Genomic DNA, 14,851 nt, shown 5'->3' on the forward strand with positions numbered 1-14,851 from the left:
ACGCGGAAATGCCCGGCAGGCGGGGCCTGTCGGGTTGAGGGTCATGGATGTTCAGGAGGAGCAGGTGTGCGCCGTTCAGTCGTCGTCGCGCTTCAGTTCGAACTCCACGATCTCAAGCGTCTGAGGGTTGATCTTGACCTCGATCCGCCGTCCGTCCGCGTCCTGTCCGCGGACCTCGTAGCAGCCATCGTCGATCTTGATCCGGCGTACGGTCCAGTTGTTGTCCTCTGCCAGCTTTGCGACGGCTCCGCGTGGCTGCCAGTCGGCCATCGGCACATAGCAGTCGTCGTCCGCCCGGACCGGACCCGCCAAGGCCGTGGCGAGAACGGCCAGAACTGCGCATGTCGTCTTCACGGGCCGATCTCCTTGTCGTGGCCGGGCGATGCCGGACTGGCCTCCACACTCCAACACGAAGCTGACGGCAAGCTGAAGCGAGGGTGCGCGGTTTGTCAGCCTTGTGTCAGCCCGGCAAGCCAAGGATGCTGCAACCGAGAGGAAGACGGCCACCATGCGCATCCTGCTGATCGAAGACGACCATGTCCTGGGCGCCGCCACGCGCGACCAGATCGCCAGCGACGGGCATTCTGCGGACTGGGTGAAACGTCTGGACGAGGCGCGCGAGGCGATCCGCAACGCGGCCTACGACCTGATCCTCCTGGACCTGATGCTGCCCGATGGCCTCGGGCTTCACTTTCTAAGGGCGCTGCGCACCGGCGGCGATGTCACGCCGGTCATCATCCTGACCGCGCTGGACCAGGTGTCCGACCGGATTGCGGGGCTGAACGCGGGCGCGGACGACTATCTCGTGAAGCCTTTCGACCTGGACGAACTGTCGGCGCGGATCGGCTCTGTCGCGCGGCGCTACACCGGCAACCCCAATCCGATCGTCACGCACGGTCCGCTGGCCATCGACCTTGCGGCCCGCAGCATCACCCGCGACGGCAGGCCGGTGCAATTGACCGCGCGCGAGTGGGCGCTGTTCGAGGCCTTCCTGTCCCGGCCCGGCCAGCTCCTGTCCAAGGCGCAACTGGAGGACAAGCTCTATGCCTTCGGCGCGGAGATCGAGAGCAACACAATCGAGGTGCACGTCAGCCGCCTGCGCAAGAAACTGGGGCCGGCGGTGATCGAGACGGAACGTGGCCTCGGCTACCGGCTGGGTCGCGCATGAGGCGACCGCGCAGCCTTCTGACCCGGCTGGCCCTGTCGCTGGGCGTGCTGCTGACAACCATCTGGATCGGTGCGGCCACGATCACGGCCATCGGCCTGCGGCACGAGATCGACGAGGTGTTCGATTCCGCGCTGCGCGAGACGGCGGAGCGCATCCTGCCGCTGGCGGTCATCGATATCGTCAGCCGCGACACGGACGGCGTCACGCAGCGGCTGGCGGCGCTGCGCGGTCATGACGAACATTTCACCTATGTCGTTCGGGACGCCGGGGGCACCGTCCTGCTGCAGTCCCATGCCGCCGACCCGGCGGTGTTCCCGCCCTATGACGGCCGCGGCTTCCGCAAGACGGCGACGCATCGGTTCTACAATGACGAGGCGGTCAGCGGCACCATCCGCATCACCGTGGCCGAGCCGCTGGGCCATCGTGCCGAGGTCGCGGGCGAGATCCAGATGGGGCTGGGCCTGCCGCTGCTGATCGTGCTGCCCGTGGCGCTGCTGGCGATCTTCCTCGCCGTGCGCGAAAGCCTTGGCCCGTTGCGCCGCTTCCGCAACCGGCTGGAGGCCCGCACGCCCCGCGACCTGACGCCTGTCCCGGCGCTGGACCTGCCGTCTGAGTTGGCGCCGCTGGCCGAGACGTTGAACCGGCTGTTCGGTCAGCTGCAGGCGGCGTTCGAGGCGGAGCGCAGCTTTGCCTCCAACGCGGCGCATGAACTGAGGACACCGCTGGCCGGGGCCATCGCGCAGGTGCAGAGGCTGCGGGCCGAGACCGACGATCCGAAGCTGAAAGAGCGCGCGTCCGGGATCGAGGCAACGCTCAAGCGGCTCACCCGGCTTTCGGAGCGGCTGATGCAGCTTGCCCGGGCCGAGGGCGGCCGGCTGAGGCTGCCGGAAAGGGCGGACCTGCGTCCTGTGGTCCGGATCGTGGCGGATGACATCGGGCGGGCGCCGGGCGGTCCTGACATCCGCTTGACCCTGCCGCCGGATCCGGTTCTGTCCGACCTCGATCCCGACATGCTGGCCATTCTCTGCCGGAACCTGATCGAGAATGCGCACCGCCACGGGGACAAGGGCCAGCCGGTCGAGGTGCGCCTGACGCAGGGGGGCACGCTGAGCGTTGCCAACGACGGCCCGCCCGTAGCCGCCGAAAAGCTGGCCCGCCTGACGCGGCGCTTCGAGCGGGCCGCCGATGACCCCGAAGGCAGCGGGTTGGGGCTGGCCATCGTCTCTGCCATCGCGGAGCGCAGCGGGAGCCGGTTGACCCTGAGCTCTCCCCGACCGGGCCAGAGCACCGGGTTCGAAGCCCGGCTGGACCTGCCGGTGGCGCCTTCGCCGGATGACAGCAGCTTCGAACGCGGCGACCATCGGGGCTAGAACGCCTTTGCGGGTGCTGTACGCCGTTCGGAGCCCGTCATGCGCGAATTACGAAGCGCGGGCCAGCAGCCTGCCGCATGGCGATGTGCCAGGGGTTTCCGGGCGATAGGCGAGCTTGCCGTTGAGGTAGACCGACACGATGCCCTCCGCCGGGCGGGTTGGGTCTTCGAAACTGGCGGCATCGCGGATGCGGCTGGGATCGAACAGCACCAGGTCGGCGGCGGCGCCTTCGGCAATCCGCCCGCGGTCGGGAAGCGCCAGAACATCTGCGGTCTGGCCGGTCATCTTGGCGATGGCCGTTGCCAGGGTCAGAAGGGACCGGTCGCGCACGTAGTGGCCCAGCACCCGCGGGAAGGCGCCCCAGAGCCGGGGATGCGGTCTTCGGTCACGCGGCAGTCCGTCGGAGCCCACAAGCGACGGGGGCCATGCGAGGATGCGTTCAAGGTCGCCGTCATCCATCTGGTGATAGATCGCGCCGCCCGGGCGCAGCCGGTCGAGCGCTTCCATCTCGGGGATGCCCCAAATCCCTGCGATCTCGCTCAGGTCGCGACCGGCCATTTCGGGATGCGGGTCCGACCAGCTTACGGTCACCCGGCGGCTGTCCCGCGCGAAGCTTTCGATCAGCACAGTGGAACTGGCGGTATAGGGATAGACGTCGATATCGAGCGTGATGTCCTGCCGCGCGTCCTCGATCATCGCGAGCGTTGTCCGGGACAGGCCGAACGCCGCCTCGCCGCAGCATTTGTGGTGAGAGATCAACGTGCGCGCGCCGCTGCGGCGGGCGATGTCGATGGTCTCTGCCACGGCGGACACCACGCCGGTCCGCTCGTCCCGCATGTGCGTCGTCCAGAGGGCGCCTGCGGCGGCGACCTCGCGGACCAGCGCGAGGACCTCACCGGTGGTGGCGGCCTTGGCGGGCGGATAGGCGAGGCCGGTGGACAGGCCCGCGGCCCCCTGATCCAGAGCGGCGACCAGATCGCGCCGCATGGCCTCGACCTCGTAACTGGTTGCGGGGCCGGTCAGGTCGTCGACAGCCCTTGCGCGCAGCACAGTGTGGCCGACCAGCGGGACGACGTTCAGCGCAGGGCCTGTGGCGCGGACGGCGGCCAGAAAATCCCCGAAAGTCTCATGGCGGTATTCGTCCTTCGTTGCGATCAGGTCGAGCGGTGGGACGACCATGTCGCGGCGTCCGAGCGGGGTGGGCCCGAGGCTGATGCCGCAGTTGCCGGTCACCACGGTGGTCACGCCCTGGCTCAGCTTTGGCAGGCTGGAGTCCAGCGACATGGCGGCCAGATCGTCATGCGTGTGGACGTCGATGAAACCGGGGGCAAGGGCCAGCCCTTCGGCCTGCACCTCTTCGCGTGCGGAGAGCGTCAGGCCGGAGCCCACCGCGACGATCCGGTCGCCTGCCACAGCAACGTCACAGGTCATCGGTGGTGCGCCGGTCCCGTCGAAGACGGAGGCGCCACGGATCAGCAGATCGCATTCGTAATCGCCGCTCATGCCGTGTCTCCCGGTGTCCAGGTGATCGTGTGGCCGCCGCGCGTGCTGGTCACTTTGCCGTTGCGCAGGATGCAATAGGCCTCCTGTATGACCTTCCCGACGACCCGGCCCCCGGCGATCACCGGATCGCCCCGGCGCACCGGGCAACCTTCCCACTCGGCGCGCCGCCACTCCGGTCCGGCCGCCTCGAATGCCAGGGGCGTGGCGGTGTCGGTATCGATCAGCAGGGCGCGTTCGGCGCTGCCGTCGCGCACCGTCAGGCCGATGGCCGTGCCCGATCCGGTCCATGCGTCCCTTGGCCAAAGCGTGTCGCGGATGGCGGAGACGGCAAGATCGGCCAGAGCCTCGTGCGGCAGGATCGAGTTGTGCATCACCGCGACGGACAGGCCCGGTTCGACCAGCAACGCCTCGCCGATGTCGTCGCGCGTGGCGACGGATGCGGAGTTCGCAAGCGCGATGTCCCCGCCAAGCGTCATCGCGATCAGCCCGGCATCGAGCTCCGGCGCGTCGCCGAGGGCGCGCGCGATCGCCTCTTCGGCGGACAGCCCTTCGCGGAGGGCCTGCAACGCCACGAGGTTCGGGGGGGTGCCATCCGGGCCGGGCATGTTGGGCAGGCGGTGGCCGGTCATCAGCCCCGCGTCCGCCGCCGCCGGGGTGAACTGCGAAAGGGGTTGGGGCCGGTCAGGACCCGACGACATGAGCACGCCCAGATGCGCCGCTGCCAGCGTGGCGAGCAGCGGCTCCGCCAGCATGGCCCGCGCGCCGCCCCTCTGGACGCCCAGATTGTGGAGCGCGCCGTCGGGGGTGATGACCGACAGGCTGACAAATCCGCCTATCGCGCCGCGTCCCACGGCTTCGACCGCTTCGAGACCCGCCAGTGCCGCGCGGGCGGCTCCGGGGGCATGTACTGCAATTCCAATAGTCAACTGGCCACCATGTGTTGGGGAGCGATCTCGGTCAGCGGCCCCATGGGCAACCGGTCCGTGTCGAGCGTCGGCAGGGTGCCGCGCGTGCGGGTCGGGTCGGGCACCGGGACGGCGGCGAGCAGCGCCTTGGTGTAGGCGTGGCGCGGGTCGTTCAGCACCGCCTGCCGTGGGCCGATCTCGACGATCCGGCCGCGGCGCATGACCGCGACCCGATGGGCGACCTCCTCCACCACCGCCATGTCGTGGCTGATGAAGAGATAGGCGAGGCCGATGCTTTGTTGCAGCTCCAGCATCAACTCCAGCACCTGCGCCTGCACGCTGACGTCGAGCGCGGAGGTCGGTTCGTCCGCGACGATCAGCTTCGGGTTCACCGAGAGGGCGCGGGCGATGGAGAGGCGCTGGCGCTGACCGCCGGAAAACTCGTGCGGGAAGCGGCGCATGTGGTCCGCCTCCAGCCCGACGCGCAGGAAGAGCTGCTCGGTACGGTCCTGCAGGTCCTTGCCACTGGCCAGCCCGTGGATCACCATGGGTTCCGCCACCAGACGCCCGGCGCTGAGGCGCGGGTTGAGCGAGGCGAACGGATCCTGAAAGATCATCTGCATTTCGCGCCGCGCCTTGCGGACGGCCTTGCCCGACAGCTTGCGCATGTCCGTGCCGCCGATCTCGATCACGCCTTCGTCGAGGTCGAGCAACCGGAGCACCGCACGCCCCGTGGTCGACTTGCCCGACCCGCTCTCGCCGACCAGTGCCAGTGTTTCACCTGACGCGAGGTCGAAGCCCACGTCCTGCATCGCTGCCGTGCCGCCGGCCTTCGCCACGAACAGGCCGCGTTCGCGGAAGGTCTTGCACATGCCGCGGGTATGCAGCAGCCGGTCGCCGGGGCGGGCGGGGCTGTCCACCACCTGCCGGGGTTCCGCCGCCGCAGCATGGGCGCCGAGCCGTGGAACGGCGGCCAGAAGCGCCTTGGTGTAGTCGTGTTGCGGCGCCTCGAAGATCTCTCGGACGGTGCCTTCCTCGATCTTGCGGCCCTTGCGCATGACGACGACGCGGTCGGCCATCTCGGCCACCACGCCCATGTCGTGGGTGATCAGGATGATCGAGGTGCCGAAGCGGGTCTTCAAGTCGCGCATCAGGTCGAGGATCTGCGCCTGCACGGTCACGTCCAGCGCGGTCGTCGGTTCATCCGCCAGCAGGATCGCCGGGTCGGAAGACATGGCCATGGCAATCATCACCCGCTGGCGCATGCCGCCCGACAGTTCGTGCGGGAATTGCCGCATCCGCCGGGGCGCGTCGTCGAGCCCGACGAGGGTCAGCATCTCGCGGCCCCGGGCTGCGGCCTCGGCGCGGGACATGCCCTTGTGCTCGATCAGCGCCTCCGTCAGTTGCTGGCCGATGCGCAGGACCGGCGTGAGGGAGGTCATCGGCTCCTGGAAGATCATCGTCACCCGGTCGCCCCGGATGCCGCGCAGCTCTTCGTCGGTGAGCGTCAGCAGGTCGCGTCCGTCGAAGGTCGCCGTGCCGGTTTCGACGTTGGCCGATCCGGGCGGCAGGAGGCCCAGCAGCGCCATGGAGGACACGCTCTTGCCCGATCCGCTTTCGCCCACGATGGCAAGCGTTTCGCCGGGGTGGAGGTCGTAGCTCAGGTCCTGCACCGCGACGTTGCGGTTGCGCCCCTTGCCGAAGGAGATGGTCAGCCCCCGGACCGACAGGAGGGGTGTGTCGGTATCTGGTGTCATCGTTCTGTCTGCCTCGGGTCGAGGGCCTCGCGGATGCCGTCACCCAGAAGGTTGAACCCAAGGACGGTGATGGCGATGGCGAGACCGGGAAAAATCATCATCCACGGCGCGCGGCTGATGAGGTCGCGCGACGAGGACAGCATGAAGCCCCATTCCGGTTGCGGCGGCTGCGCGCCGAGGCCGAGGAAGGACAGACCGGCGGCGGCAAGAATCGCGGTAGAGACACCCAGCGTGCCGATCACGATCAGGGTCGGCACCACGTTGGGCAGCAGGTGCAGGAAGATCAGCCGCATGTGCCCGGCGCCCGCCGCTATGGCGGCCTCGAAATAGGGTTTGCCCTTCTCCACCAGTACGACGGAATGCGTTACCCGGGCATAGAACGGGATCGAGGCGATGCCGATGGCGATCATCGCGTTGGTCAGGCCCACGCCGAAGATGGCGAGGCAGGCGAGGGCGATGACGATCTCGGTGAAGGAGAAGAGCACGTCCACCAGCCGCATCAGGATGCGTTCGGTCCAGCCGGAACTGTAGCCCGCGACCAGCCCGAGAAGCAGGCCGGCGGTCAGCGAGATGCCCACCGCGATCACCCCGATCTGCAGCGTCAGCCGCGCGCCGTAGATGATCCGGCTCAGCACGTCGCGGCCGAAGTCGTCGGTGCCCATGAGGTGATCCATTGACGGGCCCTGAAGCCTTGGACCGGCCGCCATGCGCAGCGGATCGAAGGGGGCGATCAACGGGGCGGTCAGGGCGGCGACGATGAGGACCGCCACGATGACGAGGCCGATGAGGCCCGAGGGGCTGGCCACCAGCGCCCGCCAGAAGCTGCGCTTGCGCGCGGCGGAGTCGGTGGCCAGATCGTCCGCCAGCTCGGCGGTAGAGGATGAATGGATCATCACGAATACCGGATGCGGGGGTCGAGGAAGGCATATGCGATGTCGATCACCACGGATGCCAGCGCGACCACGGTTGCAAAGAAGAGGATGAAACCCTGGATGAGCGGATAGTCCCGTGAGAGCACCGCCTCGATGGCGAGGCGCCCGACACCGTTCCAGGCAAAGACGTTCTCGATCACGATGGCGCCGCCCATAAGGTAGGCGAACTGCAGGCCCAGCATCGACACCACCGGAACGAGGCCGGAGCGCAACGCATGACGGTAGAGCACGATGGAGCGCGGCAGGCCCTTGGCGCGGGCGGTGCGGATGAAGTCCTGGTCGAAGATGTCGATCATTGCGGAGCGCGTCAGGCGGGCCAGAACGGCGGCATTGGCAAGGCCCAGCGTCAGCGCGGGGAGGATCAGGCTTCGCCAGTCACCCCCCGCCACGGGCAGCCACTGCAGTTGCAGGGCAAAGAGGAACAGCAACAGAAGACCAAGCCAGAAGTGCGGCATCGACACGCCGACGATGGCGAGGACCATCGCGCCCACGTCGACCCATGTTCCGCGCTTGTAGGCCGCGAGGAAGCCGAGGCTCATGCCCACGACGATGGCGATGGCGAGGCTTGATACAGTCAGGGCCAGCGTGGCCGGAAAGCGCGTCAGGAGCACATCGAGCACCGGTTGGTCGCCGACGATTGACCGGCCCAGGTCACCCTGCAGCAGCCGTTCGAGGTACATGAAGTACTGCGTCCAGATCGGCTGATCGAGGCCAAGCCTGACGCGGATCGCCTCCAGTTCCTCGGGCGTGGTCTGGAAGCTGCCATACATGATCCGCACCGGATCGCCCGGCACGAGGTGGATCAGGATCGTCACCGCGATGGTCGCGATCCAGATGGTCACGAGCGCGGCCAGCAGGCGCTGGAGGATGAACTTGCCCATGGACGGTCTCCTTGGCGGGAGGGATGGTTCGGCGCGCGGGGGGAACGTGTCCGCGCGCCGAGGTGGTGACGGGCCGGGGCCTCCAGGGGAATGGAGATCAGCCCCCGCTTGTCACCGTCACGTCAAGGAAGCTCGGATGCAGGAACGGCCCGACCTTGAAGCCCTCGACCTCGGGGCGCACGGCAAAGACCCACTCCCAGCCGGGGCTGTAGAGGCCGATGTGCACCGCGTTCTCCATCAGGTACTTGATGACCGCCTGCACCTTCTCCAGCCGCGCTTCGGGCTCGATCGTGGTGCGGGTTTCCTCCAGCATGGCGTCAAGCTCGGCGTTCTGGAAGCCGGAGTAGGCGCCGGGTGAATGCCAGAGCTGGTAGAGGATGTCCGGGTCGTACCAGGACCATGTCATCATGTCGAAGGTGCCCGGCTCGTCCGAGGTGGTGTCCTCGTTCTGGGCCTTCACGCGGGCGTTCATGGTGCCGATGTCCATGATCTCGATGCCGGCGTCGATGCCGACCTGCGCAAGCTGCGACTGGAAGATCTCGGCCAGCTTGTGCCGGTTGCCGCCGGTCCAGACGAACATCGTCGTCTCCATCGGATTGTCGGGTCCGTAGCCCATCTCGGCCAACAGTTCCTTCGCCTTCTCGGGGTCGTACTCGTAGCCGTACTGCTTGCAGAACTCCTGATCGTTGCCAAAGACGCCACGGGCGACCGGGCACCATTCACGGTTCGTCAGCCCGCCGTAGATGATGTCGATGGCCATCTGCGGATCGGTGGCATAGGCGACGGCCTGACGCGCGCGGATGTCGTCGAAGGGCGGGCGCGAGACGGTGAATTCCCAGAACACGTCCTGGCCGGTGTTCTCGGCCACGATGATGTCCAACTCACCCGCTTCCCGGATCGCCTCGATGTCGTCGAAGGGCGGTTCCGCGATATGGACCTCGCCGGTGCGCAGCGCGGCGAGACGGGTCTGCGCCTCCGGCACGGTGCGGATCAGCAACCGGTCGATGTGCGGGGCGCCCTCGTTCTCCCAAGGCTCGCCGTAGTTCACGTAGTCGGGGTTCTTCGACAGGACGATCTCGCTGCCCTTCACCCATTCGTCGAGGATGAACGGCCCGGTGCCGATGGCGGTGGTCGATCCGAAGGTGTCCGCGGTGTTGGTGTCGCAGACCATCGAAGAGAAGCTGTCGGCGAGGAACGGGAGGAAGGCGCCGAACTTGCTGTCAAGCGTGACCTTGAAGGTCAGCGGATCCTCGACGGTGACGTCGGTGATCGGACCCCAGCTTGTCTTCGTCAGGCTGGGCGTGTCGCCGAAGGCGCGGTCGATGGTGAACTTCACGTCATTGGCGTCGAAGGCGGTGCCGTCGTGGCACAGGATACCGTCGTTCAGAGTGAAGGTGTATTCGAGGCCGTCCTCGCTGACCTCCCAGCTTTTCGCCATGTTGGGGCCGGGGGTGCCGTCCATGTCGAAAGCGAGCAACGTGTCGTAGATCTGGTCCCAGACCTGCATTGAAAGCGTGCTTGTCGCGCGGTGCGGATCGAGGCTGTCGATGTCCCCGTAGCGTGCCCAGACGAGGTCCTGAGCACTGGCTGCGGTCGCGCCGAGCGCCAGCGCAGCCGTCACCATTCCCCCTGTTGCCGCGTGTAACCCGCGTCTTCTTTTGCGTGTGTCGTCCATTGTCCTCATCTCCGTCAGATCGAGTTGCGTCGCCTCGCTTGGAGGAACGACATGAGGACAAGGGTCCGTGCGGAACCTTCTTCAGCGCAAGGATTGTTTCATAAACGACATGGCGATTTTCAAAAGTGACTCTTTCGCGCGGATCGCTCCGGGCGATTCTTTTCACTTATGAAAACGCAACACTCTCATTTGCTGCTTTCTTCAGCCCATTGAGAATGAATCGACTCGATGTGGTCCAGACGCCGCTGTGCCGAATCGCCGGTCCGGGTCGCCACGCGCGCACAGAGGTAGGTGACGAGGCTGAGCGGCGCGGTCATCGAACCGAAGACCGTGGGCCCCTCGGATCGCCCGCGCAGGATCAGGTCTGCGCCGCGCTTGTCCCCGGCGGCGATGGAATTGGTCACGAGGATTACCTTCGCGCCCGCCCGGCGCGACGATCCGATGACATTGCGGAACTCGTCCGTCCGGCGGCCGACGCCAAAGGCCAGCACTGCGTCCTCCGGATTGATCGAGGCGAATTCCTCCGGCACGGGGAAACCGCTGAGGGGGATCATGCGGATGTCTGGGAAGACCTTGATCAGCAGTGCCCGCGCGAACAGCGCCAGCGGATAGCCCTCGCCGAAGCCCACCACCCAGAGTTTCGCGGCGCGGCAGAGGATCTCCACCGCTTCCGACATCTGTTCCGCGGGCAGGGTCTCGAACGTGCGCACGAGGTGCTTCACCTCGGCGTCGAGGTATTCGCCCGGTGACAGGAACCCACCGGAGAGCGCAGGCACCTCAGGTGCGGCGGCCTTGGTCGACTTGTTCTCGCGCACCTCACGCTGGGCGTCGCGATAGCCGTGATAGCCGAGGCGCCGGAACAGCCGCGCTGCGGTCGCCTTTGACACGCCGGCCTGATCCGCCAGATCGCTGGCTGTCAGGTAGCCCAGCACGCCGACATCCTCGAGCAGCAGGTCAGCCAACCGACGTTCGCCGCGCGGCATCTCGTCATAGGTCGACAGCAGGCGTTGCGCGATGTGAAAGGTCTTTTCCATGGCTCCGGTCCCCGCCGAATGGATCGTTTGCATTGCCCTGCAACCTAGAGGCTCACCCGGGGCGTATCCATGCGAAATCAATCCGATCGCCGAGCGCCCGTTGCGTGCTTCGGATGCGCATTGCGCGTGAAACGCTCTGCCGACCGGACGGGCGGCTCTATCTGCGTTGGGTCGCGGTGTATTCCGTCGGCGTCATGCCGAAGCGTTTCTTGAAGTTGACCGCAAAGACACGGGCGGATTCGAAGCCGCAGGCAATCGCGACCTCGTGCACCGACATGTTCGTGGTGGCCAGTTGCAGGCGCGCATGGTCGAGGCGCCGCAGCTTGGCATAGGCCTGGGGCGAATGGCCGGTGTATTTCTTGAACAACCGCTCGATCTGCCGTCGTGACAGGGCGTGCTTCTCGCAAAGCGTGTCCATCGTGTCGAACCAGTTGTCGCTGTTCTCGATGTCCTGGATCAGCGCGAGGAAGCGGGCGTTGCGCACTCCGAAGGTAAACGCCAGCGAAGCCTTCTGCGCCTCGTCCGGCATCCGCATCGCCGGGTGCAGGCACATTTCCATGACGACGCTCGCCGCGATGGGGCCATAGTGATCGTTCAGCACGGACAGCATCATGTCCGTCGCGGCGGTGCCCCCGGCGCAGGTCATCACGTTGTTGTCGATGGCAAACAGCTGCCGCGTCGACATGAGGTTCGGGTAGCGCAACTCGAAGCTGTCGGTGTTCTCCCAGTGCAGAGTGAATCGGCGGCCCTGCAGAAGCCCGGCCTCTGCCAGCGTGTAGGCACCGGTGCAGATGCCTCCGACGATGTGGCCGTGCCGCCATGCCCGGCGCACCATCGCGGTGACCGTGTCGGAGAGCGAGGTTTCCGGTTCCGTGCCGGAGCAGACGATCAGCCTTGTGTGGCGCGGCAGGTCGCGGGGCGGGCTTTCGGCCATCATGCTCAGCCCGGACGAGAAGGTCAGCGGCGCGCCGTCCGGCGTCACCAATCGCCAGCGCGCGATCTGACGTCCTGCGAGCTGGTTGATGATGCGCAGGGGCTCGACCGCCGAGGTGAAGGCCAGCATCGACGCCTTCGGCAGCCCGACGAAGGTGAAGTCCAGCGTGTCCACGTCGCCTTCGAGCGCGATGGACGCGATCCCCCGCGAGGTCTGCTCCTGTGTCGCCGGGCCGCCAGCGGGTCTGTTCGAGGCGTGATCTGCTTCCATGTCGCGGTGTCGTCGGTCCGTTTGGTCGTTGCGGGTGGTCTGGATGTCCGCTGGTTCTACGAGGCCAAGCGTCGGTTGGCTCATGGCCATCCAAAGGATATTGCCGCCCGACATCCTAGCAATGCGACACCGGCCAGTCAGCTTGTGGTGCGCCGCGACCGTACAGCCGCGTGCAGCGGTTGCAAGCAACCTCGGGCCGGTGTCGGCACGATCGGATGCGTCCGGCACAGACGATAGGCGGTCGAGGGCGTTGTGCCTCAGTGGAGGGTCAGAAGGGAAATCCCGCCGACCATGACAAGGCTGAGCGCCCAGACCACGTCGAGGTTGAACCAGCTGCGGGACAGGGCCTTCAGGCCGAACCAGCGATAGACGGCAAAGGCGAATGCGCCCCCGGCAAGGGTCATGGCCAGGGTGTGGGCCAGCGCCACCAGTGCCGCCACGCTGGCGTTTCCGGTCATCAGGCCGGCAGCCGCTGCATGACCGGCGTCGGTTTCGACCGTGCGGCAGATGCCAAGGTAGATCGGCACCAGCATCAGCCCCGCGCCATGCGCCATCGCAGCCAGGAAGGACCACAGCGCCAGCCGCGACGGCGGAATGCGGGCCAAGAAACGGGGGTGGCGCCGGTTGAACAGCAGGTACACCCCGAGGCCGATCACCAGGAGCGCGGCGCCGATCTGGATCTCGCGCTCCCATTCGGCAAGGAACATGAGCGCGCCGAAGGGAAACAGGATCGCGGCCATCGCCAGCAGGTGCCCGAGGGCCAGCGCCCCCAGCGCCCGCCAGAGGCTGCGGCGGCTGCGATCCATCAGCGCGGCAGAGACGGCCAGCGGCCAGCCCATGCCGGGATTGACCCCGTGGTAGAGGCCGGACAAGGCAACGGCCCCCCAGAGGGCCGTTGCGGTGGTTGGTGCGTCCATGTTCAGGCGGACGGATAGCAGAAGCTGTCGGTCGAGCAGTCCCCGCCTTCAAGACGGATCTGGTGGCTGCGATAGCCCTTGGGGAATTCGACGTAGAAGTCCTCGGCCAGGGTCAGGCCGCCGTTTTCGCCCACGTGGGCCATGACCATCTGCCCGCCCTCGTCGTCCGGGTAGAACTGATCGTCCCACGTCGAATAGAGCGAGTTGGTCCAGTAGACACGCTTGCCGTCCCGGCTGATCTCGACCATCTGCGGGCCATAGGCAAAGGGCTTGCCACAGGGATGCTTCGTGCCGCGCGCGATGCCGCCCAGCTCGACCTTGCCCGCCAGCTTGGGGTTCATCGGGTCGGTTACGTCGTACTGGTGCATCTCGCCCAGACCCCAGCAGGCGACGTAGAGATACTTGTCGTCGAGGCTGAGGTCGATGTCGGTGACCAGCGGCGGAACGGCCTCGAACCCTTTCAGCAGGGGCGGCAGGTTCTCGGGTTTTTCGGGGCGTGGGTCGATGGTCAGGGTCTTCTTCGCCTCGAAGGTGCCGTCGTCCTTCTGCCACCAGGTGAAAATCGACCCCTGAAGGTTGGTCGTGTCCACCACGACACCGCAGAAGCCGTAGTCCTTCGACGGATCGTGGGCAGGCCGGATTTCCAGCGCCATCTGGTGGTTTTCGCCAAGGTCGATGGTCTGGACGTTCTTGCGTTCGCGCAGTTTCCAGAAGTGGATCTTGTGCCCGTACTTGTTGGACAGCAGGTCCTCGGCGACGATGCCGTTCTCGAACTGCGGCGGCAGACCCCATTCGGACGATACCATGTAGTCGCGCGGCAGGTTCCACCAGAAATCGTAGTGCTTGTCCTGCTCGCCGCGGTCCATCTCGTAGCGGCCGAGGATGTCGAATGTCTCGCAATCCATGATGAAGATGCCCGGAGGGCCATCGGTGCCGTCCGCGCCACCGCCGCCGAGGGTCGAGACGTAGATGCCTTCGGGGCCGCAATGGATGGTGTGCGGGCGCGAATAGCCGGTCTTGGCAAAGACCTCTTCGGGTTCGATGATCTTGTGGATCTTGGCCTTCAGCGGCTCCTTCACGTCGATTACGTAGATCCGCGACGACCGGATGCCGGGAATGATCAGGTAGCGCCGTTCGAGGAAGGCGTGCCCCGAAAGCGGCGAGAGCGAGGACGAGCAGGCGTTCCAGCCGAAATGGTGAAACTCGTCGCCCTTGTTCGGCATGATGACCTGATGGACGATCTGGCCGTAAGTTTTGGACTTGGGGTCCACGTCGACAACGGCCAGTCCATCGGGCTGCGACCCGTCGGGGCTCAGCATCAGCGTGAAGGCCAGTGTCTCGGCCGGCGCCTCCATCGCCAGCCTCGGCGTCGCATGGAACGTCGGGTCGGGTCTCAGGTTCATGGTCTTTCCTCCCTTTTTATTCAGTTGGTATTCAGTGTGTGGTTATGCGTTTCCTTGAAATCTAATGGGCGAATTCTGCCATGGATTGTGGCTGTGCCGAAG

13 protein-coding genes are annotated in these 14,851 nt (G+C 66.5%); 2 read left to right on the forward strand and 11 right to left on the reverse strand.

Annotation, left to right across the window (positions count from 1 at the left end; genetic code table 11):
* Positions 1–75: 75 nt before the first annotated feature.
* Entirely contained in the window at positions 76–354 is a 279-nt protein-coding gene (locus CDO87_RS27220; protein WP_254698091.1) for a PepSY domain-containing protein, read from the reverse strand.
* Positions 355–508: 154 nt separating this feature from the next.
* Between CDO87_RS27220 and CDO87_RS12215 the strand changes: the two genes are divergently transcribed.
* Together CDO87_RS12215 and CDO87_RS12220 are read left to right on the forward strand one after the other, a co-directional pair.
* On the forward strand, positions 509–1,168 hold the full coding sequence (locus CDO87_RS12215; protein WP_100929032.1) for a response regulator transcription factor: 660 nt from the start codon (positions 509–511) through the stop codon (positions 1,166–1,168).
* On the forward strand, positions 1,165–2,538 hold the full coding sequence (locus CDO87_RS12220) for an ATP-binding protein (RefSeq protein WP_100929033.1): 1,374 nt from the start codon (positions 1,165–1,167) through the stop codon (positions 2,536–2,538). Before CDO87_RS12215 ends, CDO87_RS12220 begins: the two co-directional genes overlap by 4 nt.
* Positions 2,539–2,586: 48 nt before the next feature.
* Here CDO87_RS12220 and CDO87_RS12225 read toward each other — a convergent pair whose 3' ends face one another.
* The 10 genes from CDO87_RS12225 to CDO87_RS12270 form a co-directional block, all read right to left on the reverse strand.
* Complete coding sequence (locus CDO87_RS12225; protein ID WP_100929034.1) at positions 2,587–4,041, reverse strand: amidohydrolase family protein; 1,455 nt, start codon at positions 4,039–4,041, stop codon at positions 2,587–2,589.
* On the reverse strand, positions 4,038–4,967 hold the full coding sequence (locus CDO87_RS12230; RefSeq protein ID WP_100929035.1) for a DUF6963 family protein: 930 nt from the start codon (positions 4,965–4,967) through the stop codon (positions 4,038–4,040). Before CDO87_RS12230 ends, CDO87_RS12225 begins: the two co-directional genes overlap by 4 nt.
* Entirely contained in the window at positions 4,964–6,703 is a 1,740-nt protein-coding gene (locus CDO87_RS12235) for an ABC transporter ATP-binding protein (protein ID WP_100929036.1), read from the reverse strand. The genes CDO87_RS12230 and CDO87_RS12235 overlap by 4 nt, the downstream gene beginning before the upstream one ends.
* Positions 6,700–7,596: an ABC transporter permease gene (locus CDO87_RS12240; protein WP_100929037.1), complete on the reverse strand. Its 897-nt coding sequence runs from the start codon at positions 7,594–7,596 to the stop codon at positions 6,700–6,702. The genes CDO87_RS12235 and CDO87_RS12240 overlap by 4 nt, the downstream gene beginning before the upstream one ends.
* Positions 7,596–8,516, reverse strand: coding sequence for an ABC transporter permease (locus tag CDO87_RS12245; protein ID WP_100929038.1), 921 nt, complete (start codon positions 8,514–8,516; stop codon positions 7,596–7,598). The genes CDO87_RS12240 and CDO87_RS12245 overlap by 1 nt, the downstream gene beginning before the upstream one ends.
* A 97-nt stretch (positions 8,517–8,613) precedes the next feature.
* On the reverse strand, positions 8,614–10,140 hold the full coding sequence (locus tag CDO87_RS12250) for an ABC transporter substrate-binding protein (protein WP_254698094.1): 1,527 nt from the start codon (positions 10,138–10,140) through the stop codon (positions 8,614–8,616).
* Between the two features lie 236 nt (positions 10,141–10,376).
* Entirely contained in the window at positions 10,377–11,225 is an 849-nt protein-coding gene (locus tag CDO87_RS12255) for a MurR/RpiR family transcriptional regulator (protein WP_100929039.1), read from the reverse strand.
* A 157-nt stretch (positions 11,226–11,382) separates the two neighbouring features.
* Entirely contained in the window at positions 11,383–12,429 is a 1,047-nt protein-coding gene (locus CDO87_RS12260; protein WP_198521708.1) for a GlxA family transcriptional regulator, read from the reverse strand.
* Positions 12,430–12,686: 257 nt separating this feature from the next.
* Complete coding sequence (locus CDO87_RS12265; RefSeq protein ID WP_100929041.1) at positions 12,687–13,346, reverse strand: hypothetical protein; 660 nt, start codon at positions 13,344–13,346, stop codon at positions 12,687–12,689.
* A 2-nt stretch (positions 13,347–13,348) separates the two neighbouring features.
* Positions 13,349–14,749: a selenium-binding protein SBP56-related protein gene (locus tag CDO87_RS12270; protein WP_100929042.1), complete on the reverse strand. Its 1,401-nt coding sequence runs from the start codon at positions 14,747–14,749 to the stop codon at positions 13,349–13,351.
* Between the last annotated feature and the right edge of the window lie 102 nt (positions 14,750–14,851).

The organism is Sagittula sp. P11 (assembly GCF_002814095.1).
Taxonomy (GTDB): Bacteria; Pseudomonadota; Alphaproteobacteria; order Rhodobacterales; family Rhodobacteraceae; genus Sagittula.